The sequence below is a fragment of the Micromonospora sp. NPDC023633 genome (assembly GCF_040640035.1).
Taxonomy (GTDB): Bacteria; Actinomycetota; Actinomycetes; order Mycobacteriales; family Micromonosporaceae; genus Micromonospora.
This window is the reverse complement of sequence record NZ_JBFABB010000003.1, coordinates 98152-121466: the sequence shown is the minus strand read 5'-3', so window position 1 is coordinate 121466 and position 23315 is coordinate 98152. Positions and strand designations below refer to the sequence as shown.

At 72.4% G+C, this 23315-nt stretch carries 25 protein-coding genes; 12 read left to right on the top strand and 13 right to left on the bottom strand.

What is annotated here, in order from left to right; genetic code table 11:
• The first annotated feature begins 43 nt into the window (after positions 1-43).
• From xylA to AB0G13_RS01930, 4 genes are all read left to right on the top strand, one after another.
• The gene (xylA, locus tag AB0G13_RS01945) at positions 44-1231 is read left to right on the top strand and encodes a xylose isomerase (protein WP_357867431.1); all 1188 of its coding nucleotides are present in this window, start codon (positions 44-46) and stop codon (positions 1229-1231) included.
• An 11-nt stretch (positions 1232-1242) separates the two neighbouring features.
• Positions 1243-2694: a xylulokinase gene (xylB, locus tag AB0G13_RS01940; RefSeq protein ID WP_357867428.1), complete on the top strand. Its 1452-nt coding sequence runs from the start codon at positions 1243-1245 to the stop codon at positions 2692-2694.
• A 40-nt stretch (positions 2695-2734) separates the two neighbouring features.
• Positions 2735-3838, top strand: coding sequence for a DUF5925 domain-containing protein (locus AB0G13_RS01935; protein ID WP_357867425.1), 1104 nt, complete (start codon positions 2735-2737; stop codon positions 3836-3838).
• A 62-nt stretch (positions 3839-3900) separates the two neighbouring features.
• Positions 3901-5325: an MFS transporter gene (locus tag AB0G13_RS01930; protein ID WP_357867422.1), complete on the top strand. Its 1425-nt coding sequence runs from the start codon at positions 3901-3903 to the stop codon at positions 5323-5325.
• Positions 5326-5376: 51 nt separating this feature from the next.
• Here AB0G13_RS01930 and AB0G13_RS01925 read toward each other — a convergent pair whose 3' ends face one another.
• From AB0G13_RS01925 to AB0G13_RS01905, 5 genes are all read right to left on the bottom strand, one after another.
• On the bottom strand, positions 5377-7053 hold the full coding sequence (locus tag AB0G13_RS01925; RefSeq protein WP_357867510.1) for a glycoside hydrolase family 13 protein: 1677 nt from the start codon (positions 7051-7053) through the stop codon (positions 5377-5379).
• Positions 7054-7112: 59 nt separating this feature from the next.
• A complete protein-coding gene (locus AB0G13_RS01920; RefSeq protein WP_357867419.1) occupies positions 7113-8159 on the bottom strand; it encodes a LacI family DNA-binding transcriptional regulator in 1047 nt (348 codons plus the stop codon).
• Between the two features lie 59 nt (positions 8160-8218).
• On the bottom strand, positions 8219-9187 hold the full coding sequence (locus AB0G13_RS01915; protein WP_357867416.1) for a carbohydrate ABC transporter permease: 969 nt from the start codon (positions 9185-9187) through the stop codon (positions 8219-8221).
• Position 9188: 1 nt separating this feature from the next.
• Positions 9189-10238, bottom strand: coding sequence for a sugar ABC transporter permease (locus AB0G13_RS01910; protein WP_357867413.1), 1050 nt, complete (start codon positions 10236-10238; stop codon positions 9189-9191).
• Positions 10239-10306: 68 nt separating this feature from the next.
• Complete coding sequence (locus AB0G13_RS01905) at positions 10307-11647, bottom strand: ABC transporter substrate-binding protein (protein ID WP_357867410.1); 1341 nt, start codon at positions 11645-11647, stop codon at positions 10307-10309.
• A 249-nt stretch (positions 11648-11896) separates the two neighbouring features.
• On the opposite strand from AB0G13_RS01905, the gene AB0G13_RS01900 reads away from it, so the two are divergent.
• A complete protein-coding gene (locus tag AB0G13_RS01900) occupies positions 11897-12670 on the top strand; it encodes a peptidoglycan DD-metalloendopeptidase family protein (RefSeq protein WP_357867407.1) in 774 nt (257 codons plus the stop codon).
• 150 nt (positions 12671-12820) lie between these two features.
• Here AB0G13_RS01900 and AB0G13_RS01895 read toward each other — a convergent pair whose 3' ends face one another.
• The 5 genes from AB0G13_RS01895 to AB0G13_RS01875 all read right to left on the bottom strand — a co-directional run bounded on the left by AB0G13_RS01895 (position 12821) and on the right by AB0G13_RS01875 (position 15304).
• Positions 12821-13315 carry a TspO/MBR family protein gene (locus AB0G13_RS01895; protein ID WP_357867404.1) on the bottom strand — a complete coding sequence of 165 codons (495 nt, stop codon included), beginning with the start codon at positions 13313-13315 and terminating at the stop codon, positions 12821-12823.
• A 158-nt stretch (positions 13316-13473) separates the two neighbouring features.
• A complete protein-coding gene (locus AB0G13_RS01890) occupies positions 13474-13617 on the bottom strand; it encodes a GPGG-motif small membrane protein (RefSeq protein WP_165947907.1) in 144 nt (47 codons plus the stop codon).
• Positions 13608-14384, bottom strand: coding sequence for a metallophosphoesterase (locus AB0G13_RS01885; protein ID WP_357867401.1), 777 nt, complete (start codon positions 14382-14384; stop codon positions 13608-13610). Before AB0G13_RS01885 ends, AB0G13_RS01890 begins: the two co-directional genes overlap by 10 nt.
• Before the next feature lie 9 nt (positions 14385-14393).
• Positions 14394-14669 carry a hypothetical protein gene (locus AB0G13_RS01880; RefSeq protein ID WP_121399527.1) on the bottom strand — a complete coding sequence of 92 codons (276 nt, stop codon included), beginning with the start codon at positions 14667-14669 and terminating at the stop codon, positions 14394-14396.
• Positions 14666-15304, bottom strand: a complete 639-nt coding sequence (locus tag AB0G13_RS01875) for a nucleotidyltransferase (protein WP_357867398.1) — start codon at positions 15302-15304, stop codon at positions 14666-14668. Before AB0G13_RS01875 ends, AB0G13_RS01880 begins: the two co-directional genes overlap by 4 nt.
• 101 nt (positions 15305-15405) lie before the next feature.
• On the opposite strand from AB0G13_RS01875, the gene AB0G13_RS01870 reads away from it, so the two are divergent.
• From AB0G13_RS01870 to AB0G13_RS01855, 4 genes are all read left to right on the top strand, one after another.
• On the top strand, positions 15406-16122 hold the full coding sequence (locus AB0G13_RS01870) for a dTMP kinase (protein WP_357867395.1): 717 nt from the start codon (positions 15406-15408) through the stop codon (positions 16120-16122).
• Positions 16123-16382: 260 nt separating this feature from the next.
• Positions 16383-17297, top strand: coding sequence for a MurR/RpiR family transcriptional regulator (locus AB0G13_RS01865; protein WP_357867392.1), 915 nt, complete (start codon positions 16383-16385; stop codon positions 17295-17297).
• A complete protein-coding gene (gene murQ / locus AB0G13_RS01860; protein WP_357867389.1) occupies positions 17294-18250 on the top strand; it encodes an N-acetylmuramic acid 6-phosphate etherase in 957 nt (318 codons plus the stop codon). The genes AB0G13_RS01865 and murQ overlap by 4 nt, the downstream gene beginning before the upstream one ends.
• 433 nt (positions 18251-18683) lie before the next feature.
• Positions 18684-19673: a sigma-70 family RNA polymerase sigma factor gene (locus AB0G13_RS01855; protein WP_357867507.1), complete on the top strand. Its 990-nt coding sequence runs from the start codon at positions 18684-18686 to the stop codon at positions 19671-19673.
• 73 nt (positions 19674-19746) lie between these two features.
• On the opposite strand, the gene AB0G13_RS01850 is transcribed toward AB0G13_RS01855, so the two are convergent.
• Complete coding sequence (locus AB0G13_RS01850; protein WP_357867386.1) at positions 19747-20721, bottom strand: NlpC/P60 family protein; 975 nt, start codon at positions 20719-20721, stop codon at positions 19747-19749.
• Positions 20722-21221: 500 nt separating this feature from the next.
• Between AB0G13_RS01850 and AB0G13_RS01845 the strand changes: the two genes are divergently transcribed.
• A complete protein-coding gene (locus tag AB0G13_RS01845) occupies positions 21222-21746 on the top strand; it encodes a DUF6232 family protein (RefSeq protein WP_357867382.1) in 525 nt (174 codons plus the stop codon).
• Between the two features lie 6 nt (positions 21747-21752).
• Here the strand turns inward: AB0G13_RS01845 and AB0G13_RS01840 are convergent, their stop codons facing one another.
• Positions 21753-22082: a DUF3817 domain-containing protein gene (locus tag AB0G13_RS01840; protein ID WP_357867380.1), complete on the bottom strand. Its 330-nt coding sequence runs from the start codon at positions 22080-22082 to the stop codon at positions 21753-21755.
• Positions 22083-22107: 25 nt separating this feature from the next.
• Complete coding sequence (locus AB0G13_RS01835; protein ID WP_357867377.1) at positions 22108-22542, bottom strand: hypothetical protein; 435 nt, start codon at positions 22540-22542, stop codon at positions 22108-22110.
• A 120-nt stretch (positions 22543-22662) separates the two neighbouring features.
• Between AB0G13_RS01835 and AB0G13_RS01830 the strand changes: the two genes are divergently transcribed.
• On the top strand, positions 22663-22989 hold the full coding sequence (locus AB0G13_RS01830) for a DUF6158 family protein (protein ID WP_357867504.1): 327 nt from the start codon (positions 22663-22665) through the stop codon (positions 22987-22989).
• Complete coding sequence (locus AB0G13_RS01825) at positions 22989-23309, top strand: hypothetical protein (RefSeq protein ID WP_357867375.1); 321 nt, start codon at positions 22989-22991, stop codon at positions 23307-23309. The genes AB0G13_RS01830 and AB0G13_RS01825 overlap by 1 nt, the downstream gene beginning before the upstream one ends.
• The last annotated feature ends 6 nt before the right edge of the window (positions 23310-23315 follow it).

Sequence of the window (23315 nt, the reverse complement as noted above, 5' to 3'; positions counted from 1 at the left end):
CAACCACTGAACAAATAGCGGACGACACCCCCGGAGGTCTGCCATGGCACCCCGTCCCACCCCCGCCGACAAGTTCTCCTTCGGCCTCTGGACGGTGGGCTGGCAGGCCCGCGACCCGTTCGGCGACGCCACCCGTTCCGAGCTGGACCCGGTCGAGGCGGTGCACCGGCTCGCCGAGCTGGGGGCGTACGGGATCACGTTCCACGACGACGACCTGGTGCCCTTCGGCGTGGACGCCGCCACCCGCGACCGGCATGTGGCCCGCTTCCGCAAGGCGCTCGACGAGACCGGCCTGGTGGTGCCGATGGTGACCACCAACCTCTTCACCCACCCGGTCTTCAAGGACGGCGGCTTCACCAGCAACGACCGCGACGTCCGGCGGTACGCGCTGCGCAAGGTGCTGCGCAACGTCGACCTCGCCGCGGAGCTGGGTGCCCGCACCTTCGTGATGTGGGGCGGCCGGGAGGGTGCCGAGTACGACCTCGCCAAGGACGTCCGGGCCGCGCTGGACCGCTACCGGGAGGCCGTCGACCTGCTCTGCCAGTACGTCGTCGACTCCGGCTACGACCTGCGCTTCGCCATCGAGCCCAAGCCGAACGAGCCGCGCGGCGACATCCTGCTGCCCACCGTCGGGCACGCCCTGGCCTTCATCTCCACCCTGGCCCGCCCCGAGCTGGTCGGGCTCAACCCGGAGGTGGGGCACGAGCAGATGGCCGGCCTGAACTTCGCCCACGGCATCGCCCAGGCGCTCTGGCAGGGCAAGCTGTTCCACATCGACCTCAACGGGCAGCGCGGCGTCAAGTACGACCAGGACCTCGTCTTCGGCCACGGCGATCTGCTGAACGCGTTCGCGCTGGTCGACCTGCTGGAGCACGGCGGCCCCGGCGGCGTCCCCGCCTACGACGGCCCCCGGCACTTCGACTACAAGCCCTCGCGCACCGAGGACATGACCGGCGTCTGGGCGTCGGCGGAGGCGAACATGCGCACCTACCTCCTGCTCAAGGAGCGGGCGGCGGCGTTCCGGGCGGACCCGGAGGTCGCCGAGGCGCTGGCCGTGAGCCGGGTCGCCGACCTCGGCACGCCGACGCTGGCGCCGGGGGAGGGCTACGCCGACCTGCTCGCCGACCGTTCCGCGTTCGAGGAGTTCGACGTCGACGGGGCCGCCGCGCGGGGCTTCGGCTTCGTCCGGCTCAACCAGCTCGCCGTCGAGCACCTGCTCGGCGCCCGCTGAGGCCGCCGGCGATGCCGATCGTCGCGGGGGTCGACTCCTCGACCCAGTCCTGCAAGGTCGTCGTCCGGGACGCGGAGACGGGCGCCCTGCTCCGGCAGGGCCGGGCGCCGCACCCGGACGGCACGGAGGTCGACCCCGCGGCGTGGTGGTCCGCGCTGGGCGCGGCGGTCGACGCCGCCGGCGGGCTGGCCGACGTGGCGGCGGTCTCCGTCGCCGGCCAGCAGCACGGCATGGTGTGCCTCGACGAGGCGGGCGGCGTGGTCCGGCCGGCGCTGCTGTGGAACGACACCCGTTCCGCCGGGGCCGCCGCCGAGCTGGTCGAGGAGGCCGGTGGCGGGGAGGCCGGCCGCCGGTTCTGGGCGGACGCGGTGGGCAGCGTGCCGGTGGCCAGCTTCACCTCCACGAAGCTGCGCTGGCTGGCCCGGCACGAGCCGGAGCACGCGGCCCGGGTGGCGGCGGTGTGCCTGCCGCACGACTGGCTCACCTGGCGGCTGGCCGGCGCGGCGGGCCTGGCGGCGCTGCGCACCGACCGGGGCGACGCCAGCGGCACCGGCTACTGGTCCCCGGCCACCGGCGACTATCGGCTCGACCTGTTGGAGCGGGCGTTCGGCCGGCGCCCGCACGTGCCGACGGTGCTCGGTCCGGCGGAGCCGGCCGGCGCCGCACGCCCCGACACCCTCCGGGGCCTGCCCGACGGCGGGGCGGTGCTCGGCCCCGGCACCGGGGACAACGCCGCCGCCGCGCTCGGCGTCGGCGCGGGCCCGGGCGACGTGGTCGTCTCGATCGGCACCTCCGGCACCGTGTTCAGCGTCGCCGACGCCCCGGCCGCCGACCCGAGCGGCACGGTCGCCGGCTTCGCCGACGCCACCGGCCGCTTCCTGCCCCTGGTCTGCACGCTCAACGCGGCCCGGGTGCTCGACGCCGCCGCGTCGATGCTCCGGGTCGGCCTGGACGAGCTGGCCGGGCTGGCGCTGGCCGCCCCCGCCGGCGCGGACGGGCTGGTCATGGTGCCCTACCTGGAGGGCGAGCGGACGCCCGACCGGCCGCTGGCGTCCGGGGCCGTGCACGGGCTGACCCTGCGCACCTCGACGGCGGCCCACCTGGCGCGCGCCGCCGTCGAGGGGCTGCTCTGCGCCCTCGCCGACGGCCTCGACGCGCTCACCGCGCAGGGCGCCACGGTGCGCCGGGTGATCCTGGTGGGCGGCGGCGCCCGCTCGGCGGCCGTGCGCCGGATCGCGCCGCAGGTCCTCGGGGTGCCGGTGGTCGTCCCGCCGCCCGGCGAGTACGTCGCCGACGGCGCGGCGCGCCAGGCCGCCTGGGTCGCCCTAGGCGGCGCGGCGCCCCCCACGTGGTCCGTCCAGGGCACCGAGGAGTACGCCGCCACCCCGGTCCCCGCCATCCGCGAGCGGTACGCCGCCGCCCGCGAGCACTTCCTGCACCGGGTCGACGCCGTGGCGGGGTAAACGACTGTACGGACGCGCGCCGGCTCGCGATCATCGACGGATGCGAACCAGCCCCGAAGCGGACGAGGCACCCGGCACCGGCATTCCCTCGATGCTCCAGTACGACGACGCGGACACCCCCTGCGACGTCATCGACGCGCTGGTCCTGGCGGACTTCGTCACCGGCCGGCACCCGTGGTCGCACACGGTCCGGCTCTCCCGGGTGCGCCCCGACGCGCCGCTGACCGCCCCGGACGGGCGGCTGCTGCGCACGGCGGTGGAGAACCGGCAGCGGTCCCGCCTGCTGGCCGGCGACGGCTGGACGGCCCGGGTGGTCACCTGGAAGGGACGCGGCGCCGAGGTGACGGTCACGGCGGTCTCCGAGGAGTTGGGCCGGGCGACCCTCGACCGGATCGTCGACGGCGCCGCCGAACCGGAGGACCCGGGCGCCGGGCGGATCGGCTTCTGGCACCAGAACCCCCGCCGGGGCAGCCAGCGCGACGTGCGGTCCATCGCCGCGCCGGAGTGGGCGGCGATCCGGCCGAACTACGCCGCCGCGGCACGCGACGCGCTCGACGCGCTGATGGCGACCACCCCGGAGCGCCTCTCCGGCCGGCTGGTGCTGCTGCACGGGGCGCCCGGGACGGGCAAGACCACCGCGCTGCGCGCCCTCGCCCGCTCCTGGCGCGACTGGTGCCAGGTCGACGCCGTGCTCGACCCGGACGTGCTCTTCGCGGACACGGCGTACCTGTCCGAGGTGGCGGTCGGGGACGAGGACGGCGAGCAGGGGACGGGCCGCCGGTGGCGGCTGCTCATCCTGGAGGACTGCGACGAGCTGATCCGGGGCGAGGCGAAGCAGGCCGCCGGGCAGGCCCTGTCCCGGCTGCTCAACCTCACCGACGGGCTGCTCGGGCAGGGACGTGACGTGCTCGTCGCGATCACCACGAACGAGGACCTGTCCCGGCTGCACCCGGCGGTGGTCCGCCCGGGGCGTTGCCTGGCCCGGATCGAGGTCGGCCCGCTGTCGTACAAGGAGGCGACCGGATGGCTGGGCACGGCGGCGGGGGTGCCGCCCCAGGGCGCCACCCTCGCCGAGCTGTACGCGCTGCGGGCGGGCACCCCGGCCGCGCCCGCCGCCCCGCCCGCGATCGGCGGCTATCTCTGAGTGGCCGGGCGCGCCCGCGCGTCGTCACCCGCTCGTGACCTGATCCTGGTTGGCTGCCGCACATGACCTCGACCAGGGGCGGGCCGGCGCGGGCCCGGGGCGGGACGCCCGCGCACCGGTTCTACAGCGTCGTGGTCTTCGTGCTGCTCGCCTCGCTGGACAACGTGGCGATCGGCCTGGTCCCCCCGCTGTACGGGCCCATCTCCGACGCCTTCGACGTGCCGCAGCGGCTGCTCGGCCTGGTCACCGCCGTGAGCTTCCTGGCCAGCGCGGTGGCCGCAGTGGGCTGGGCGTACGTCGGCGACCGCGCGAACCGCAAGCCGCTGCTGATGCTCGGCACCCTGATCTGGGCGCTCGGCACGGGCGGCAGCGCCGTCGCGGTGAACTATCCCGCCTTCCTGGCCGCGCAGATCCTGGCGGCGGTCGGGCTGGGCGCGGTCGGGTCGGTCGGCTTCTCGGTCGTCACCGACCTGATCTCGCCCCGCCGCCGGGGGCTGGTGATGAGCTTCTGGGGGCTGTCCCAGGGCGTCGGCACGCTGGCCGGCACGCTGGTCGGCGGCCTGCTCGGGGCCGCCGACTGGCGGCGACCGTTCCTGCTGCTGACCGTGGTCGGCCTCGCGGCCACCGTCGCCTACCTGTTCACCTACGACATCCGGCGCGGGCAGAGCGAGCCGGAACTGGCCGACGCGCTCGCCACCGGCGCCGAGTACGACTACCGGATCAGCCGGGCGGACCTGCCGAGGATCCTCAGCCGGCGTACGAACCGCTGGCTGATCCTGCAGGGCCTCACCGCCCAGGCGGCCTTCGGGTCGCTGGTCTGGCTGCCGGTGCTCTTCGCCGAGCGGGCCGAGGACCAGGGCTACTCCGCCGCCACCGCCGTGGTGGTGGGCAGCGTCTTCGCCACCCTGTTCCAGCTCGGCGGGGTGCTCTCCATCGTGGGCGGGTTGGTCGGCGACGCGCTGCAACGGCGTACGCCCCGGGGCAGGGCGCTGGTCGCGGCGGTCGGCATCCTCGCGGCGCTGCCGTTCTACCTGGTGCTCTTCTTCGTGCCGGTGCGCATCGACGTGCCGGACGGCGCCGGCGCCGGGACGGTGGTCCGGGCGGTGCTGGCCAGCGTGGTCACCGAGCCGACGGTCGGGCTGAGCCTGCTCACCGCCGTGGTGGCCCTGGCACTCACCTCGGCCAACTCGCCGAACTGGTTCGCCCTGATCGCCGACGTCAACCCGCCCGAGCACCGGGGGACCGTCTACAGCCTCGGCAACCTGGTCAACGGCGTCGGCCGGGCGGCCGGCAACGGGCTGGTCGGGGTGGCCTTCCACCGCCTGTCGGCGGCCTTCCCGCCGCCGCTGAACTACGCCGTCGGGCTGGCGGCCTTCCAGCTCTTCTTCATCCCGACGGGCGTCATGTACTGGCTGGCCTCGCGCACCTCGCCGGGCGACATCGCCGCCGTCGGCGACCTGCTGCACGACCGCGCCGAGCGCCTGTAGGGAGAGGCCCCTCGGCAACGTCGCGGCGCTGCCGAGGGACCCCCTGCCGCGTCAGGCCGAGCGGACCCAGACGGTCACGTCGGTGGGAACGGCGCCGTCGGCGTCCAGCGGGGCGCTGGCGTGCACCAGTTCGGTCCCGGTGGGCACCGGCACGGCCGCGTCGCCGAAGTTGGTCAGCACGGTCAGCGCGCCGTTGCGGAACGACAGCACCTCGTCGCCGGAGGCGAGCCACTCCAGCGGGCCCTCGCCGAGCCGGTGCTCGCGGCGCAGCCGCAGCGCCGTCCGGTACAGCTCGTACGTCGATCCGGGCGTGTCCCGCTGCCGGTCCAGCGCGTACTCCGCCCAGAGCGATGGTTGCGGCAGCCAACTCGCGTCGGTCGGCCCGAAGCCGTACGACGGGGCGTCGGCCTCCCACGGGATCGGCACCCGGCAGCCGTCCCGGCCCCGCTCGGTGTGCCCGCTGCGCACCCAGGTCGGGTCCTGCCGGGCCTCGTCGGGCATCGTGGTGTGCTCCGGCAGGCCCAGCTCCTCGCCCTGGTAGAGGTAGGCCGAGCCGGGCAGGGCGAGCATCAGCAGGCTGGCCGCCCGAGCCCGGCGCAGGCCGAGCGCGGCGTCCGGCTGCGGGTCGCCGATGCCGATGCCGTTGGGCCGCTTGGCGCCGACCGGCAGCCCCAGCCGGGAGGCGTGCCGGACCACGTCGTGGTTGGAGAGCACCCAGGTGGTCGGGGCGCCGACGGCGTCGGTGGCCTCCAGCGAGCGGGTGATGACCGCGTACTGGGCCGGCGCGGTCCACGCGGCGAGCAGGTACTCGAAGTTGAACGCCTGGTGCATCTCGTCCGGGCGGACGTAGCGGGCCAGCCGCTCGGCCGGCTCGACCCACGCCTCGGCGACCAGGATCCGTTCGCCCGGGTAACCGTCCAGCAGGCGCCGCCAGTCCCGGTAGATGTCGTGCACGCCTTCCTGGTCCCACATCGGCGGTCGCGGCTTGTCGATCTCCTGGCCGGAGAGGATCTCCTGCGGCTCCTGCCAGTCGGCCAGGTCGGCCTGCTTGATCAGGCCGTGCGCCACGTCGACGCGGAAGCCGTCGACGCCGCGGTCCAGCCAGAACCGCAGCACCCCCAGGAACTCCTCCCGGACCTCGGGGTTGTCCCAGTTGACGTCGGGCTGCCCGGCGTCGAACAGGTGCAGGTACCACTGGCCGGGGCTGCCGTCGGCCTCGGTGACGCGGGTCCAGGCCAGCCCGCCGAAGACGCTCTGCCAGTCGTTGGGCGGCTGCGCGCCGTCCGGCCCCCGGCCGTCGCGGAAGACGTAGCGGGCGCGCTCCGGGCTGCCCGGGGCGGCGGGGAGCGCCGCCTGGAACCACCGGTGCGCCGACGACGTGTGGTTGGGCACCAGGTCGACGATTACCCGCAGCCCGCGCGAGTGCGCCTCGGCGATCAGCCGGTCGGCGTCGGCGAGGGTGCCGAAGAGCGGGTCCACGTCCCGGTAGTCCGCCACGTCGTACCCGGCGTCGGCCTGCGGCGACGGGTAGAACGGCGACAGCCAGAGCGCGTCCACGCCCAGTTCCACGAGGTGGTCCAGGCGGGCGGTGATGCCGGGCAGGTCGCCGATCCCGTCGCCGTCGGAGTCGGCGAAGGAGCGCGGATAGACCTGGTAGATGGTGGCCCTGGTCCACCAACCGGTGGCCGGGCCGGCGGGCGTGTCCTGGTGTGTCGGGTTGCTGTTCAGGGCCTTCTCCCGTGTGTCGAGCCGGACGGTCGGATGCTGCCCGGGGTCGGCGGTTGCCGTTAGTGTGCCCGGGGTGGTGCAGTCGATTCACGCACGACGAGCCGAGTGGGCAGGATCACCGGCGATCCCGGCGTGTCGAGATAGGGGCCGCTCCGCTGCGCCAGGAGCCCGCCGTGCAGCGGGTCGAGCAGGATCCGCGCGGCGAGCCGGCCCTGTTCCGCCGCGGGCTGGGCGATCGTGCTCAGCCCGAGGACGCCGGCCAGGTCGTGGTCGTCGACGCCGATCACGCTGACGTCCTGCGGCACCCGCAGGCCGGCGTCGCGCAGCGCGGTCATCGCCCCCATCGCCATCTCGTCGCAGGCCGCGAAGATCGCCGTCGGCGGGTCGCCGCGCCGGAGCAGTTCCTCGGTGGCCCGCGTGCCGCCGCTGATGGTGAACTGCGACTCCACGTCGAGGCCGGGGTCCGGGTCGATCCCGGCGTCGCGCAGCGCGTCCCGGTAGCCGCGCCGCCGGTCGAGGTGGGTGGTGTAGGCCAGCTCGTCGTCCGGGTCGCCGGAGATGTGGGCGATCCTGCGGTGGCCCAGGTCGAGCAGGTGGCGGGTGGCGGTCCGCGCGACGCCCACGTCGTCGATGCGTACGCAGGGCCAGCCGGGCACCACCGTGCCGGAGCTGATGGTCACCCCGGGCAGTTCCAGCTTGGCCAGGGCGGTCAGGTCGGCGGCTCGCAGCGGCGTGGCGACCAGCATGATCGCGTCCACCCGCTTGTGCAGGTTGGCGGTGCGTAGCACCCGCTGGCGGACCTGCTCCCGCCCGCCGAGGTTGTGCAGCAGCAGGTCGTAGCCCGCCTGCTGGAGGAAGTCCTCGACCGCCTCGACGACGGTCCCGAAAAACCACCGGGTGATGCGGGGAACCACGACGGCGACCGTGCCGGTGCGCCCGCCGGCCAGCCGCGAGGCGCTCGGCGAGACGGCGTACTCCAGTTGCTCGGCCGCCGCGAGCACCCGGCGGCGGGTCGCGGCCGAGACCGTCGGCAGCCCCCGCAACGCCCGGGACACAGTGGCGGTGGAGACTCCGGCCAGGCGTGCGACATCGTCGATCCTCGTCACGCTACCCCCCGCTCCGCCCGCTCCGCCGCCGCCGGTGACCCGGCGGCGGCGGAGACGCCTCAGCCCTTGACGCTGCCGGCGAGCAGGCCGCGCACGAAGTAACGCTGGAGGGACAGGAAGACGATCAGCGGTACGACGATCGAGACGAACGCGCCGGCGGTGAGCCGCTGCCACTCGTTGCCCCGGGTGCCGGCCATCTCGGCCAGCCGGACGGTGAGCGGGGCGGTCTCGTTGCCGCCACCGGCGAAGATCAGCGCGACCAGCAGGTCGTTCCAGACCCAGAGGAACTGGAAGATGCCGAACGCGGCCAGCGCCGGGGTGATCAGCGGCAGCACGATGCTGCGGAAGATCTTCGGGTGGGTGGCCCCGTCGACCCGGGCGGCCTCCATCAGGTCACCCGGGAGCTGCGAGATGAAGTTGTGCAGCAGGAAGACGGCGAACGGCAGCGCGAAGCAGGTGTGCGCGAACCACACCTGCGCGAACTTCTGTTCGTCGACCAGGTCCCAGGCCGGCATGACGGTGACCCCGCCGATGCTGACCCCGGTGGAGAAGAACTTCAGCAGCGGCACCAGTGCCATCTGCAGCGGCACGATCTGCAGCGCGAAGATCGCGATGTACATCCAGTCCCGCCCCCGGAAGTTGATCCAGGCCAGCGCGTACGCGGCCAGGGCCGCGAAGGCGAGCGGGAAGAGCACCGACGGGATGGTGATCGCCAGCGAGTTGATGAAGTAGCTGGCGAGCTGCCCGGACGACGAGGAGCGGCCGAACAGCACCTCCTGGTAGTTCTCGAAGGTGAACTGCGGGTCGGTGAAGAAGGTCCACCACCCGCTGCTCTTGATCTGGTCCTCCGGCCGGAACGAGGAGATGAACAGGCCGAAGGTGGGGATGGTCCAGACAATCGCGATGACGATAGAGACGAGGGTCGCGGTACGGCTGTTCAGCCGCTTGCGGACCCGCCCGGCGATGCTGGTGCCCCGGCCGTCGGTCTTCTGGGTGCCGGCGGCGACGGTGGGCGTTGCGGTGGTCATCTCAGCCCTCCCGCTGCTGACGGATGTTGCGGATCTGGTAGATCACGATCGGGATCACCAGGATGAACAGGAACACCGCCAGGGCCGAGCCCTGCCCGTTCTGGCCGTACCGGAACGCCTGGTTGTACATCTCGTTGGCGATCACGCTGGTGTCGTAGTTGCCGTTGGTGGACGTCCGGACGATGTCGAAGACCTTGAGGGTGGCGATCGACAGCGTCACCACGACCACGATCAGCGCCGGTCGGATGCTCGGCATGGTGATCTGCCAGAACATCTGCCACGGGGTGACCCCGTCGAGGCGGGCCGCCTCCACGATGTCGGCGGGGATCGCCTTGATCGCGGCCGAGAGCACCACCATGGCGAAGCCCGCCTGGATCCAGACCATGATCACGATCAGCAGCAGCGTGTTGAGCGGTGACTCCAACAGCCACTGCTTCGGCTCGCCGCCGAGGCTGACCACGATCTGGTTGAGCAGGCCGATCTGCTCCTGCCCGTCGCCCCGGTAGGCGTAGACGAACTTCCAGATGATGCTCGCGCCCACGAAGGAGATCGCCATCGGCAGGAAGATCAGCGACTTGGCCACCGACTCGAACCGGGCCTTGTCCACCATGATGGCGTAGAGCAGGCCGAACGAGGTGGCCACCAGCGGGACGAGGAGTACCCACACCAGGGTGTTGATCAGCACCCGGACGATGGAGTCCTCGGAGAACATCCAGCCGTAGTTGCGCAGCCCGACCCACTCGTTGCTGTTGCCGTCCATGAACGACAGCAGCGTGGTGCGGATGGCCGGGACCACCAGCCCGATGGTGAGCAGCAGCACCGTCGGCAGTAGGAAGAAGAGCGCGAACATGCCCTCCCGTGGCTTGCGCCGGCGGGGGAGCGGGGCGCCGCTCGCGGAGGCGGCGACGATCTGCGCCTCCCGACGGCGGGCGAACCAGGCCGGCACCACGTCGAGGAGCAGGAGCAGACCGCCCACCACCGCGACGAAAGCGATCAGCCCGTACATCAGCATGAGGAACTTCGGCTGTTCCTCAGCGAAGTCGAACTCCATCGACCCTCCCAGGTCCTTAATCAGCCGGTGGGCCGGCCCGCGTGCGCGGACCGGCCCACCGGTTCAGATCACTTCCAGCTGCTCTCGATGCCCTGCAGCACGGTCGCGGTGTCCTTGCCGTTGATCCAGTCGACCATGCCCTTCCAGAACGTCCCCGCGCCGACGGTGGCCGGCATCAGGTCCGAACCGTCGAACCGGAAGACGGTGCTCTTGTCCTGGAGGATCTGGACGGAGAGCTTGTCGATCGGGTTCGCGACGTTGGCCAGGTCGAGCTTGTTGTTCGCCGACACCCAGTCGCCGATCTTGGCGCGGCTGTTGGCGTACTCACCGGACGCGAGGTAGGTCTGCACGGCCTGGACCTCGGGACGGTCGTTGAAGGCCGCGACGAACTCGCCGCCGCCCAGCACCGGCTTGCCCTTGCTGGCGTCGATCGCCGGGAAGTAGAAGGCGAAGACGTCGCCGTCCTCGGCCACCTTGGTGCCCTTCGGCCACTGGTTGGCGTAGAAGGACGCCTGGCGGTGCAGCGCGCACTTGCCGGTGGTGATCGGCAGACCGGCCTCACCGAAGGCGGTGGTGGCGATGCTCTTCACGCCGCCGTAGCCGCCGTTCATGTACTTCTCGTTCTTGAGGATGGTGCCGGCCTTGTCGACGGCCTCGACGACCTTCGGGTCGTTGAACGGGATGCCGTGGCTCGTCCACTGGTCGTAGACCTCGGGGGTCTGCGTCCGCAGCATCACGTCCTCGATCCAGTCGGTGGCCGGCCAGCCGGTGGCGTCACCGGACTCGATGCCGGCGCACCACGGCTTGGCGCCGGTGGCCGCGATCTGGTCGCTGAGCTTGATCAGCTCGTCCCAGCTGGTGGGGACGGTCCAGCCCTTCTCCTTGAAGGTCTTCGGCGAGTACCACACGAAGGACTTCACGTTGGAGCCGAGCGGGGCGCCGTAGAGCTGGCCGTTGACGGTGCTGTACTTCAGCCAGTCGGCCGGGAAGTTCTCCTCGGCCATCTTCTTGGTGTCCGCGCCGACCGGCTTGAGCTTGCCCGAGTCGACGAAGCGCTTGACCAGACCCGGCTGCGGGATGAACGCGAGGTCGGGGGCGTTGCCGCCGTCGACCCGGACACCGAGCTGCGCCTCGAACTCGGCGCTGCCCTCGTGGTCGATCTCGATGCCGGTGCAGTCCTCGAACTGCTTCCAGGACTCCGTGAGGCGGTCGGCCTCGATGTCCCGGATCGACGAGTAGATCGTGACCTTCTTGCCGTCGTTGTCGCCGTACTTCTCGTATGCGGCGCACTCCGCGGAGCCCGCGGTGTCACTCTTCTTGTCGTTGCCGGTGCCGCAGGCGGTGGCGCTCAGCGCCAGCCCCAGGACGCCGGCGATCGCGAGAGCCTGGCGTGATCTGGCAAACGCCATGCCGTTCTCCTTCCTTGCCGGCGCGTGCAGGGATCGAACCCGCGCCGGTCCGATGGACGTCACCCACATGTAAGCGCTTGCATCTGGACTGGTCCACCCCTAACTGGACACGAGGAAGTAACAATCCAGAAACCCGTAGGCCCCCTGTTGGGCACGCTCCCACACGGAGGTCGGACCCCTTTTCATCGACGGCATTTTCTGACACGCTGCAAGCAGGTGATCGAAGGATTTCAACATAGGAGGTTCTGGATGGGTAAGCGGTGGTTGGGCCTGCTGGCGGCCGGTCTGCTGGCCGTGGGCGTGCTGGTCCCGGCGGCCCCGGCGATGGCCGCCCCGACGTTCAAGGTTCCGTTCCCGTGCGGGCAGACCTGGTCCGGCCAGACCCGGACGGGCCACAGCCCGGCGTACGCGGTGGACTTCAACCGCACCGACGACCTCGGCGATCCGGTGGTGGCGAGCGCGCCCGGCACCGTCGACCGGGTCACGGATCTCGGCGGCACCAGTTACGGAAAGTACGTCCGGATCAACCACGGTAGTGGGTACAGCACCTACTACGCCCACCTCAACGGCTTCAACGTCTCCGTGGGTCAGACCGTCGGCTACGGCAAGGTGATCGGCTGGGTCGGCAGCACCGGCGGCTCCAGCGGCCCGCACCTGCACTACGAGCAGCGGCTCAACGGCGCCGACATCCAGGTGCGGTTCAACGGCGCGCTCGCCCTCTACTGGGGCACCAAGAACTACACCAGCGACAACGGCTGCGGCAGCAGCACTGGCTCCGGCACGGTCAACACGGCCGGGTCGGCGCTGACCGTCCGCTCCGGCCCGGGCACCGGCTACACCGCGGTGGGCACCGTCGCCGACGGAGCCCGGGTGACCATCTACTGCCAGACCAGCGGCACCAGCGTCACCGGCACCTACGGCACCAGCACGATCTGGGACCGGATCGGCAGCGGCCAGTACATCGCCGACGCGTACGTCTACACCGGCTCCGACGGCTACATCCCCGGCGTCCCCCGCTGCTGAGGATCCACGACGTGCCCCGCTGCTGAGCGGGCGACGGCACGGGGCCCGGCTTCACCGGGGCCCGTGCCGTGTCGTGCGGTCCGCCTACCGGCCGGGGGCCGCCTGTCGCCGGCCGGGATGGCCCGGTGCACGTCGCGAGGTCGGGGGCGTTCAGCTGTTGAGGCGCCAGATGGCGAAATTCAGCGCGGCCGCGAAGGTGACCCACGCCCAGTAGGGCAGCATCAGCAGGGTCGCCGGGCGGGACACCGTGCGGAAGATCGCGACCGTCACGCCGATCGCCACCCACATCAGCAGGATCTCGACGAACGCCAGCCCGTAGCGGCCGGCGCCGAAGAACAGCGGGGTCCAGGCGGCGTTGAGCACCAGCTGGGCGATCCACGCCCAGAGGGCAGGGCCGAAGCCGACCCGCCGCCAGACCAGCCAGCCGGCCACCGCGATCATCGCGTAGAGGAGGCTCCAGACCGGTCCGAAGAGCCAGGACGGGGGAGCCCACGCCGGCTGTTCGAGGCTCGCGTACTCGGCCGAGGTGCCCCGCACGCCCAGCCCGCCGATCGCCGCGGCGACGAACACGGCGGCCCCGAAGCCGAGCAGCGCCCACCACTGCCGGGCGCCACCCGTACGTTCAGCGCTCCCAGACATCTCCATGGTCGAGATGTCTCCGCCGGAGGCGCACGGTAAACCCGCGATCACACCCCGGTAGGCAGAACACCGGGGTCGTCGTGTCCGGATTCTCCTGTCGGGAGGACGGAGTTCCGGTCACGACGACCCCGGTGGGTCCCTGACGGCGGCTTCTAGCCGCCACATCAATTGAAGATGCTCACACCACCCGGCCCGACGAGCAGGCCGACCACGATGAGGACGACGCCCCACAGGATCTGCCGCCGGAACAGCGCGAGGATGCCGGCGACCACGAGTACGACTGCGAGAATCCAGAGAATCAGCTCCATGATTGCTGAATACCCGAGCTGCCGACGCCGGAAACCTGTGCCGGATCGAGGTGGTCGCCCAGGTGGAAGACGCTGTACGCCTGCTTGATCACGGGGTGGGCGACGTTGCGCACGCGGACCCCGCCGGGCGTGGTGCCCCGCTCGCTGCCGGCGTGCGCGTGCCCGTGCAGGGCCAGCGCGGTCGGCGCCGAGTCGATCGCCTGACCGAGCTGGTACGAGCCCAGGAACGGGTAGATCTCCAGCGGCTCGCCGGCGAGCGTGTCCGGCACCGGCGAGTAGTGGGTGAGCGCCACCAGCACGTCGCAGTCCAGCCCCCTCAGCGCGGCGGAGAGGGCGTCCGCGCTCTCCGTGGTGGTCCGGACGAACGCCTTCATCTCCGGCTCGCCGAAGTCGCTGGCGCAGCGGCCGGCGAACCCCCCGCCGAACCCCTTCACCCCGGCCACACCCAGCCGGCCGCCGGCGCAGTCCAGCACGACGCCGTCGCCCTCCAGCACGGTGATCCCGGCGTCCTCGAGCACCTTGACCACCTGCGGCACCTGGTCGCACTGGTGGTCGTGGTTGCCCAGCACGGTCACCACCGGCACGCCGAGCCCGCCGAACTCGGTGGCCACGCACCGGGCCTCGGACTCGGTCCCGTGCCGGGTCAGGTCGCCGGCGAGCAGCAGCACGTCGGCGTGCTCGGGCAGCTCGTCCAGGGCCGGCCGGAACCGGCCGACCACGTCCTCGTCCAGATGCACGTCGCCCACGGCGGCGATCCGGATCACCATGGAACCTCCTCAGGGCAGTTGCTCGATCTCCGTGGGCGCCTGCGCGCGGATCACCCCGATGTCGCTGGTGACCGGCACGTCCGGGAAGCGTTCGGCCACCCGGCGCAGGATCTCCTCCCGGCGGTGCGGGCTCTCGACCTCGCCGTAGAGCACGAGGCCGCGCTCGCGTCGGACCACGGTGATGCCCTGTTCGGCCACGTCCGGGTCCTCGGTGAGCAGCCGGTGGATCTCCGCCTCGACGTACTCGTCGGGCGGTCCGGTGGCGACGTCGCGGTGCTCGGTCACGGTGTCCCCTCTCCCTCGACGGTGCCGGAGTGCGGCACCACCTCCAGCCGGTCCAGCAGCACCAGGAACGCCTCCGCGTACGGCGAGTGCTGCGTCTCCTTGCGTACCCGTTCCCAGTCGATCTGCTCGCGCAGGGAGCGGGCCAGTGGCAGGCCCCGGGCGAAGTCGCAGTAGTGCTGCGAGAAGCTCAGCAGTTTGTGCACCATGAGCTGGGTGGCCGAGAGCACCGGCATGTGAATCGCGTCGACCGGCCGGACGACCGTGTCGGCGAACGTCTCCTCGGTCACCGGCGTCTCGATCGGCCGGTGGATCAGGTCCACCATGCGACCGTCGTCGAAGACCTTGACCAGCCAGTCCTCGGGCGGCCGCTCGGCGGTGAAGCCCGCCGCGACCAGCGCCTCCAGGGAGCGTTCCACGTCGACCTCCCGGATGAGGAAGTCGACGTCGTGCTCGCTTGAGTGACCGCCGTGGGCGTACACCGCGAAGCTGCCCCCGAGCGCGAAGGGAATCTCTTCCTGCTTGAGCACGGCGGCGACCTTCTTCAGCGTGTGCACCAGGCTCTCGTCCCCGCGCTCTGCCATTGGCGTCTCCCGTCGATGGTGGTGGGCGGCTGATCCAACTCCGGTACCCGGCATCCCGGCGGGCCACACCTGGCAGGGGGCACGGTCGGGGTCAACCGGGAGCAAACGGTACAAAGCTTCGGGGACACGAGCGCGGGTCGGATAGCCTGTGCAGAGTGTCCAGATCACCGCAGGCGCGGCGCGGCAGGGCCCGATTGCGCGCCGTCGCCCTGATCGGCATCGACGGCTCGGGCAAGACCACCCAGGCGCACCGGCTCGCCGACGCGCTCACCGCGGCGGGCCGCCCCGCCACCTACCACCGCAACGCCGGCGGGCGGCGCTGGCTGGGCCGCCTCGCGCACCGCCTCGGACGCCCGGACGCCCAGCGGCTCGTCGGGCGCACCGGGATGCTGGCGGTGGAGTCCGTGCTCCGCTGGCTGGCGATCGCCGTCGCCCTGCTCAGCTGCCTGGCCACCGGCCGGGTCGCGGTCATGGACCGCTACTCCGCCTGCCAGTACGCGAGCATCCGCGCGCACGGGGGCCAGCGCTGGGAGCGGCTGGCCCGGGCCGGCTACCGGATGTTCCCGCGACCGCAGGTGACCTTCCTGCTGACCGTGGATCCCGCCGAGGCGTACCGGCGGATCGAGCAGCGCGGCACCGACCACGAGAGCATGCGTTACCTGACCGCCGCGGACACCGCCTACCGGACCCTGCCGGAGTACCCCACCTTCGTGGTGGTGGACGCCGGACGCCCACCGGAGGAGGTCTCCCGGCAGATCCAGGCCCACATGGCCGGCTGGCTGCCGGCCGCCGACGGGCGCGACGGCCGGCCCGCCGGTGTGCCCGCGCCGCCCGGCGCGGAGCCGGTCGCGCTCGGCCGGCTGACCGCCTGAGCCGACGGCGTGCGGTCGAGCCCGACTGCCTGGCGCCGCGCCGCGTGCCGGGCGTCACGGCCGGCGGGATGGCATCGCCTGCACCAGGTCGCGTGCGGATCGGCGGCGACCGTCGGGCGACCCCGGCCAGGTCGCGCGGGAGGCGACGGCGTCCGTGGGAACAGCATGTAGGGCGAAACGGCCCAACCGGGCAGGCGGTACTTTTCTCAATACGGGGAGTCATGGTTGACGCTCACGCTTCGTGAAAGTAAGTTTCATCCGTGGCGAAGAGTCCGAAGATTTCTGCGAGTCACGAGCCGGGTGGGCTGATCGTCCACATCAGCGGCCTGCTCCCGTCGTTGTCGCCGGCCGAGCAGCGGGTCGCCCGGCTGGTGGTCTCCGATCCGGCCGACGCCGCGCGTCGGACCATCACCGACCTCGCCACCGCCGCCGAGACATCCGAGGCGACCGTCATCCGCTTTTGTCGGTCCGTCGGCATGGACGGCTACCCGCAGCTGCGGATCCGGCTCGCCGCCGAGGCCGCCCGCCGGGTCGAGCCGCCGGACGCCCGGGTCGTCGGCGGCGACATCCCGCCCGGCGCCGACCTCGCCCAGATCATCGCGACCATCGCCTTCAACGACGCGCGGGCCGTCGAGGAGACGGCCGAGCAGCTCGACCCGGCGATCTGCGAACAGGTCGTGGACGCCATCGCGGGCGCCGGCCGGATCGACGTCTACGGGGCGGGTGCCAGCGGCTTCGTCGCCTCGGACTTCCAGCAGAAGCTGCACCGCATCGGCCGCACCGCCTTCTACTTCCCGGACGTGCACACCGCGCTGACCTCGGCCGCGCTGCTCGGGCGGGGTGACGTCGCGGTCGGCATCTCGCACACCGGCACCACCTCCGACGTGATCGAGGTGCTGGAGCAGGCGCGGGCCCGGGGGGCGGCCACGGTGGCGCTCACGAACTTCCCCCGCTCGCCCATCACCGAGGTGGCCGACTTCGTGCTCACCACGGCCGCCCGCGAGACCACCTACCGCTCCGGCGCGATGGCGAGCCGGCTGGCCCAGCTCACCGTCGTCGACTGCCTCTTCGTCGGGGTGGCCGCGCGCAACCGGTCCCGGGCCAGGAAGGCCCTCGAAGCGACAGCCGAGGCGGTCCGGTCACACCGGGTCGGCCCGGGACGGAGGCGGGCATGACGGCGGGCGCGGTGGAACCCCACGAGGTGACGGCCCCGGTGACGGCCCGGCCGGTGATCCGGGTCGGCGCGCCGACGGAGCGGCGCAACCCGCTCAGCGCGGACCTTGACCTCATGTCGACCCGGGACGTGCTCACCGTGATCAACGAGGCGGACCGGCGGGTGCCCGGCGCCGTCGCGGCCGTCCTCGACGAGATCGCCACGACGGTGGACCTGGCGGTGACCGCCCTGCGCGGCGGGCACCGGGTGCACTACTTCGGCGCCGGCACCTCCGGCCGGCTCGGCGTGCTCGACGCCGCCGAGCTCGCGCCCACCTTCAACTCGCCCCGGCACTGGTTCTGCGCCCACATCGCCGGCGGGCCGGAGGCCATGTGGCGGGCGGTCGAGGACGCCGAGGACGACGACCGGGGCGGCGCGGCCGAGGCAGCCGACTGCGTGCGGGCCGGTGACCTCGTGGTCGGGCTCGCCGCCAGCGGACGCACACCGTACGTCCTGGGGGCGCTCGCCGCGGCGAGGGCCAAGGGGGCCTCGACCGTGCTGCTCTGTGCCAACCCGGAGGCGGCGGCCGCCCGCTCGGTGGACGTCTTCATCGGGGTGGACACCGGACCGGAGGTCGTCACCGGGTCGACCCGGATGAAGGCGGGCACCGCGCAGAAGCTGGTGCTGAACACGTTCTCCACGGCCGTGATGGTCCGACTCGGTCGGGTCTACTCGAACCTCATGATCGACATGGTCGCCACCAACGCCAAGCTCCGGGGTCGGATGATCTCGATCCTGATCGAGGCCACCGGCTGCTCGGAGGAGATCTGCCGCCGGGCCCTGCACGAGGCCGACGGCGACATGAAGGTGGCGCTGGTCCTGCTCGTCTCCGGCGTGGAGGTGTCCGCCGCGCGGGCCGCCCTGGCCCGCTCCGCCGACCAGGTCCGCGGCGCCCTGGCCCTGCTCGCCTCCTGACCCACCCCCGCGTTCCCACCCACCCTGCGACCCCCGTCACGTACGGGCATGGATCACCGGTGCGGATTGTTCACCGGGGGGTGGGGTATTACCACGGGCGTGGATGAACCGACCGGTGCACCGGCGCGTGTCCTGACAGTGACCAGGATCGCAGCGCGACGGTGACCCGGGTCGCTGCGTCCCCCGGCGGGCGGTGCTGCCATGGTCCGGGAGACGGCGACGCGTCGATCCGCCGCCCCTGGTGTGGTGCCCATCGGAGAGCCGCCACATGGGGTGCTGACAGCAAACATGGACCGCGCTCTCAGCGGATTATCAGGCATTCGTGACAGTTTCGACTCACGACATGGAATCCCCGACGCGTCTCAGCTGTTGTGTAGGTGTCAGCACCGGTGGGCACGGCGCAAGTTACGGGGGAGGGCTGATGGACGTGGGGATGGCAAGGAACCGGGCAACCGGCGCGAGCGAGGGGACCGTGGGCAACGTGGACAAGAACATCGGCATGCGAACCGACGAGGTTGCCGAGGAGCGCGACCTGGTCGGCGTCTACCTTCACGAGATCTCCCGGACGCCACTGCTGGACGCCGCCAAGGAGGTCGACCTCTCCAAGGCGATCGAGGCCGGCCTCTACGCCGAGCACCTGCTGGGCGAGGACCGCGTCCCCGCCGGTGTCGACCGGGACGACCTGGAGCGGCTGGTCGCCGAGGGTGAGCGGGCCAAGGACCTGTTCATCCGGGCCAACCTGCGGCTGGTCGTGTCGATCGCCCGCCGCTACGTCCGGTCGGGCATGCCCATGCTGGACCTGATCCAGGAGGGCAACACCGGCCTGGTGCGGGCGGTCGAGAAGTTCGACTACGTGCGTGGCTACAAGTTCTCCACCTACGCGACCTGGTGGATCCGCCAGGCGATCAGCCGGGCGATCGCCCAGCAGGAGCGCACCGTGCGACTGCCGGTGCACCTGGTCGAGGACGTCAACCGGATGCGCAACGTGGCCCGCCAGCTCACCCGTGAGCTGGGCAGCGACCCGGAGCCGGAGCAGATCGCGGCGTCCCTCGGGGTCACCGTCGAGCGGGTCAACGAGCTGGTCCGCTGGTCGCAGGACACCGTCTCGCTGGACACCCCGGTGGGCGACGACGGCGACACCAACCTCGGCGACTTGGTCGCCGACAGCGACGCGCCGTCGCCGGAGGAGATCGTCCTCACCGGGCTGGAGCGGCAGCGGATCGAGGGCCTGCTCAACCACCTCGACGACCGTTCGGCCGGCATCATGCGGGCCCGCTACGGGCTCGAGGACGGCCGGGAGCACTCCCTCACCGAGGTCGCCTCGCGGTTCTCGCTCTCCCGGGAGCGGATCCGGCAGCTGGAGATCCAGGCGCTCGGCCGGCTCCGCGAGCTGGCCCGGGCCGAAGGGCTCCAGGCGGCCTGAGCAGGGTAGGAAGAACGGCGAACGGCCGGCGTCCGATAGGGGGACGCCGGCCGTTCGTTGTCCTCGGCTGCGGTCAGCGGACCCGGCCGTAGCCCTGGATGGGCATCAGGTTCATGCCCCGCTTGAGCACGTTGCGTCCGGCGCTCGGCGCATCGATCACCTGACCGCCGCCGACGTAGAGGCCCACGTGTCCGAGCCCGCTGTAGAAGACGAGGTCGCCGGGGCGCAGCTCGCTCCGGCTGATGTGGGTGACCGCGCCCCACTGCATCCGGGTGTTGTGCGGCAGCGACTTGCCGGCCGCCCGCCAGGCCGCCGAGGTCAGGCCCGAGCAGTCGTAGCCGTTCGGCCCGTCGGCGCCCCAGACGTACGGCTTGCCGAGCGCGCCGTACGCGTACCGCACCGCGACGCCGGCCCGGCCGGAGACCGCCGGCGCCTCCCTGGCGCTGTCGGGCCGGGCGGCCGGCTTCTCGGTGGCCCGGCCGTACGCCTGCCGGCGCAGCTCGTAGAGCTCGGCCAGGTCGCGCTCGATGCGCTTCCTGGCGGCGGTCATCTCGCGGGCCTGGGCGGCCTGCCGGCCCAGCGTGATCTCCAGCCGGGTCTTCTCGTCGAGCAGCCGGCGCTGGTTGCCCGTGAAGTTCGAGATCTTCTCCTGCCGCTGCCGGGTGAGCTGGTCGAGCATGCCCAGCCGGTCCAGCAGGGTGTCGGCGCCGCCGGGACGCAGCAGCGCGTCCGCGGTGGTCAGGTTGCTGCCGGTCTTGTACGCGGTCACCGCCAGCTCGCCGACGTCCGCCCGGCTCCGCTCGGTCTCCTGCTCCAGCGGGCCGATCCGGCTCTGCACCCGCGCCACGGCGGCCTCGTTGGTCTTGATCTCCTCCCGGAGCTTGTTGTACGCCTCGACGACGTGTTCCAGCTGGTTGGAGGAGTTCTCGATCCGCCGGGTCAGCTCGGCGGGGGACGGTTCGGCCCGGGCGGGTGCCACCGGGGCGAGCAGCGTGGCCGACACCACGGCGACCGCCAGGGCGCGCAGCGTGTTCCTGAGGGACGACAAGAGCGGAAGGCTCCTCTCCCACCGGCCGCCGCGGGCTGCTGACGCCCCCGGCGACACCGGGCCGGTGCTGTCCGGGTGGACGGCGATCGACCGGGCCGGCCCGGACAACCTATCCCGGGGCAGGAGTGATGCGCAGTTGAAGCAGGGTCGAATGTTGGCCGAGTGACGGAAATTGCTGATCACGACGGGCACGCTGCGTGATCGACTTCTCCGGCTCGCCGCAGGGTGACCGCGGCTATTGCCGGCGGTCGGGCGATCCGCGCCATTCGTCGTTCTCGACGTATGCCGTCGGAAGCTGAGCAGTTATGACCGACAAGACCGACATGGTGGCCGCAACCGGCGGCCCGGGCACCCGCCGACCTCGGACGCGAGCCGAAATCGCCCTCCGGGCTGGCACGTGCGCCACACAATGAAGCGCGCAGCCGGGAATCCCGTCGACCGGCACCGATGCGAGACCGGCGACGAAAGCCGACCCGGCACCAGCCGCGGGAGGTAGAACCGTGAACCCTCAAGGCGCCACACGACAGACGCGGTCGGCGCGACCGACCGCAGGGAAGAACACCCTCCTCTACGCCCGACCCGGGATCATCGTGACGGTCGACCGGTTCACCGTCGGCCGCAACAGCTGGCGGGTCACCGAGCTGACCCACCTGCACACCGGCCGCGGCCCCCACGACCGCGTCGCGGTACGGGCCGTCGTGGTCACCGGCGCCATGATCGGCGGCGTCGGCCTGCTGCTCGGCTTCACCGGCGGGCTGCAACGGCTCACCGCGGGGGCGTACCTCGTCCTGGGCCTGGTGTTCCTGCTGCCCGTGCTGGTCGCGTTGGTGGGGGACCGGTGGCGACCGCCCGCGTACGAGCTGTGGGGCCGGCGCCGGGGCGAGCGGGTGCTGCTGTTCAGCAGCGACGACGAGCGGCAGTTCGGCCAGGTGACCCGGGCCCTGCGCCGGGCCCGGGAGATGAACCGGTACGGCGGCTGGGAGGACCCGCTCGCCTCGGTCGACCCGTGGCGGCCCAACCGGTAACCGGCGTCAGCCGGCGACCGGCTCCGGGGCGCGCTCGGCGCGTTCCGCGGTCACCCAGGAACTGACCCGCCGCTCGGCGTAGAAGGAGACGAACGGCACCGTGCCGGCCAGCATCACCAGGACCATCCGCTTCAGCGGCCAGCCGGCCCGGCGGGCCAGGTCGAAGGCGGCCACCAGGTAGAGCATGTAGAGGAAGCCGTGCGCCTGGCCCACGGTCTCCACCAGGATCGGGTCGTCGAAGCCGTACTTCATCGGCATGCCGATCACGACCAGCAGGATCAGCGCCACGCCGACGATCCAGGCGATGACTCGGTACCGGGTCAGGGCTGCGCCCACCGTCGTCCGTCCTTTCGCGCCCGGCTCAGCCGGGGTAGTCGCCGGGCTTCGCACCCGGGTTGTCGTTCAGCCATTGCAGGTAGTGGTTGTAGGCGGCCAGGTCGCCGTCCTCGCCGCCGTCGGCAGCCGCGGCCACGCGGGCGACCCGCACGGGCCGGCGTACGACCGGGCGCGTCGCGGCCTCCGAGGCGTCGGCCGGCCGCGTCCCGGCGGCGGTCGACGCCTCACCGGGCGCGTCGGCCGGCGCCGCCGGTCCCCGCAGCGTGTGCCGGACCTCACGCCACCAGACGAAGACCACGAAGCCCGCGAAGATCGGCCACTCGACCGCGTAGCCCCAGCTGATCGCGTTGCCGGCGGCGGCCCGGCTGACCTGCCACCAGCCCAGCCCCAGGAAACCGGTGACCAGCACGACCATGGCCACGTGGCGCGCGATCCACGCCGGGGTCCAGAGCCGTTTCATGGCATCGAGAGTACCGGGGGCCGACGCGGTCTCCGACGCGGCGTCGTAGCCGCGGGTGGTTTGGTGCCACCCGGTGTGGGCATCCGTCTAGACGCGAGCCCAAACCAGAGCAGGGGGTCGATCATGACGGGATCGGTACGGCAGGACGACTTCGGCAGTCCGGAGCAGCGGATGCCCGAGTGGGACGGCGACCATGTCCACGACAGGGCCTCCGGCGAGGCGGACCCGCCCGACGGCGAGCTGCTCGGCGTCGACCCCGCCGAGCTGGCCGACGAGGACCTGATCCGGGAGATGCACAGCCTGCACCGCACCCGCCTGGACACCCTGCGCCACGCGTCGGACTCCGCGCTCGCCAACCACCTGCGGCGCACCGCCGAGCTGGAGACGGAGTACCTCGCCCGGCATCCCGGGCGCGAGGTCGACCCGAGCCGGCTGCGGGACGCGTGATGGCGTACGCCGAGCGCGGGATGTCCGCGCCGCCGGAGGTGGTGTTCAGCACCGCCACCGACCCCGCCCGGGCGTCGGCGTGGCTGCCCGAGCCGCTGCGGGCCGACGGCACCCCGGCGGAGGAGGTCAGCGCGGAGGAACTGCGGGCCCGGTGGAGCGCCGCCGAGGAGTGGTCGGCCGAGATCCGGGTGGAGCCCGCCCAGGCGGGCGGCGCCCGGACGCGGCTCGACCTGACCGGCGGGCCGGACGCCGAGCGGTTGGCCGACGAGGCGCTGGACAGCCTCGCCCGTGAGGTGGCCGACAACCTGCAGGCCGGCTGAGCCGGT

Bases quoted from the DNA above. Each gene is read 5' to 3' on its own strand.
- xylA (WP_357867431.1), top strand. From the start codon at position 44: ATGGCACCCCGTCCCACCCCCGCCGACAAGTTCTCCTTCGGCCTCTGG.
- xylB (WP_357867428.1), top strand. From the start codon at position 1,243: ATGCCGATCGTCGCGGGGGTCGACTCCTCGACCCAGTCCTGCAAGGTC.
- AB0G13_RS01935 (WP_357867425.1), top strand. From the start codon at position 2,735: ATGCGAACCAGCCCCGAAGCGGACGAGGCACCCGGCACCGGCATTCCC.
- AB0G13_RS01930 (WP_357867422.1), top strand. From the start codon at position 3,901: ATGACCTCGACCAGGGGCGGGCCGGCGCGGGCCCGGGGCGGGACGCCC.
- AB0G13_RS01915 (WP_357867416.1), bottom strand. From the start codon at position 9,187: ATGACCACCGCAACGCCCACCGTCGCCGCCGGCACCCAGAAGACCGAC.
- AB0G13_RS01910 (WP_357867413.1), bottom strand. From the start codon at position 10,238: ATGGAGTTCGACTTCGCTGAGGAACAGCCGAAGTTCCTCATGCTGATG.
- AB0G13_RS01905 (WP_357867410.1), bottom strand. From the start codon at position 11,647: ATGGCGTTTGCCAGATCACGCCAGGCTCTCGCGATCGCCGGCGTCCTG.
- AB0G13_RS01900 (WP_357867407.1), top strand. From the start codon at position 11,897: ATGGGTAAGCGGTGGTTGGGCCTGCTGGCGGCCGGTCTGCTGGCCGTG.
- AB0G13_RS01895 (WP_357867404.1), bottom strand. From the start codon at position 13,315: ATGGAGATGTCTGGGAGCGCTGAACGTACGGGTGGCGCCCGGCAGTGG.
- AB0G13_RS01890 (WP_165947907.1), bottom strand. From the start codon at position 13,617: ATGGAGCTGATTCTCTGGATTCTCGCAGTCGTACTCGTGGTCGCCGGC.
- AB0G13_RS01885 (WP_357867401.1), bottom strand. From the start codon at position 14,384: ATGGTGATCCGGATCGCCGCCGTGGGCGACGTGCATCTGGACGAGGAC.
- AB0G13_RS01875 (WP_357867398.1), bottom strand. From the start codon at position 15,304: ATGCCGGGTACCGGAGTTGGATCAGCCGCCCACCACCATCGACGGGAG.
- murQ (WP_357867389.1), top strand. From the start codon at position 17,294: ATGACGGCGGGCGCGGTGGAACCCCACGAGGTGACGGCCCCGGTGACG.
- AB0G13_RS01855 (WP_357867507.1), top strand. From the start codon at position 18,684: ATGGCAAGGAACCGGGCAACCGGCGCGAGCGAGGGGACCGTGGGCAAC.
- AB0G13_RS01835 (WP_357867377.1), bottom strand. From the start codon at position 22,542: ATGAAACGGCTCTGGACCCCGGCGTGGATCGCGCGCCACGTGGCCATG.
- AB0G13_RS01825 (WP_357867375.1), top strand. From the start codon at position 22,989: ATGGCGTACGCCGAGCGCGGGATGTCCGCGCCGCCGGAGGTGGTGTTC.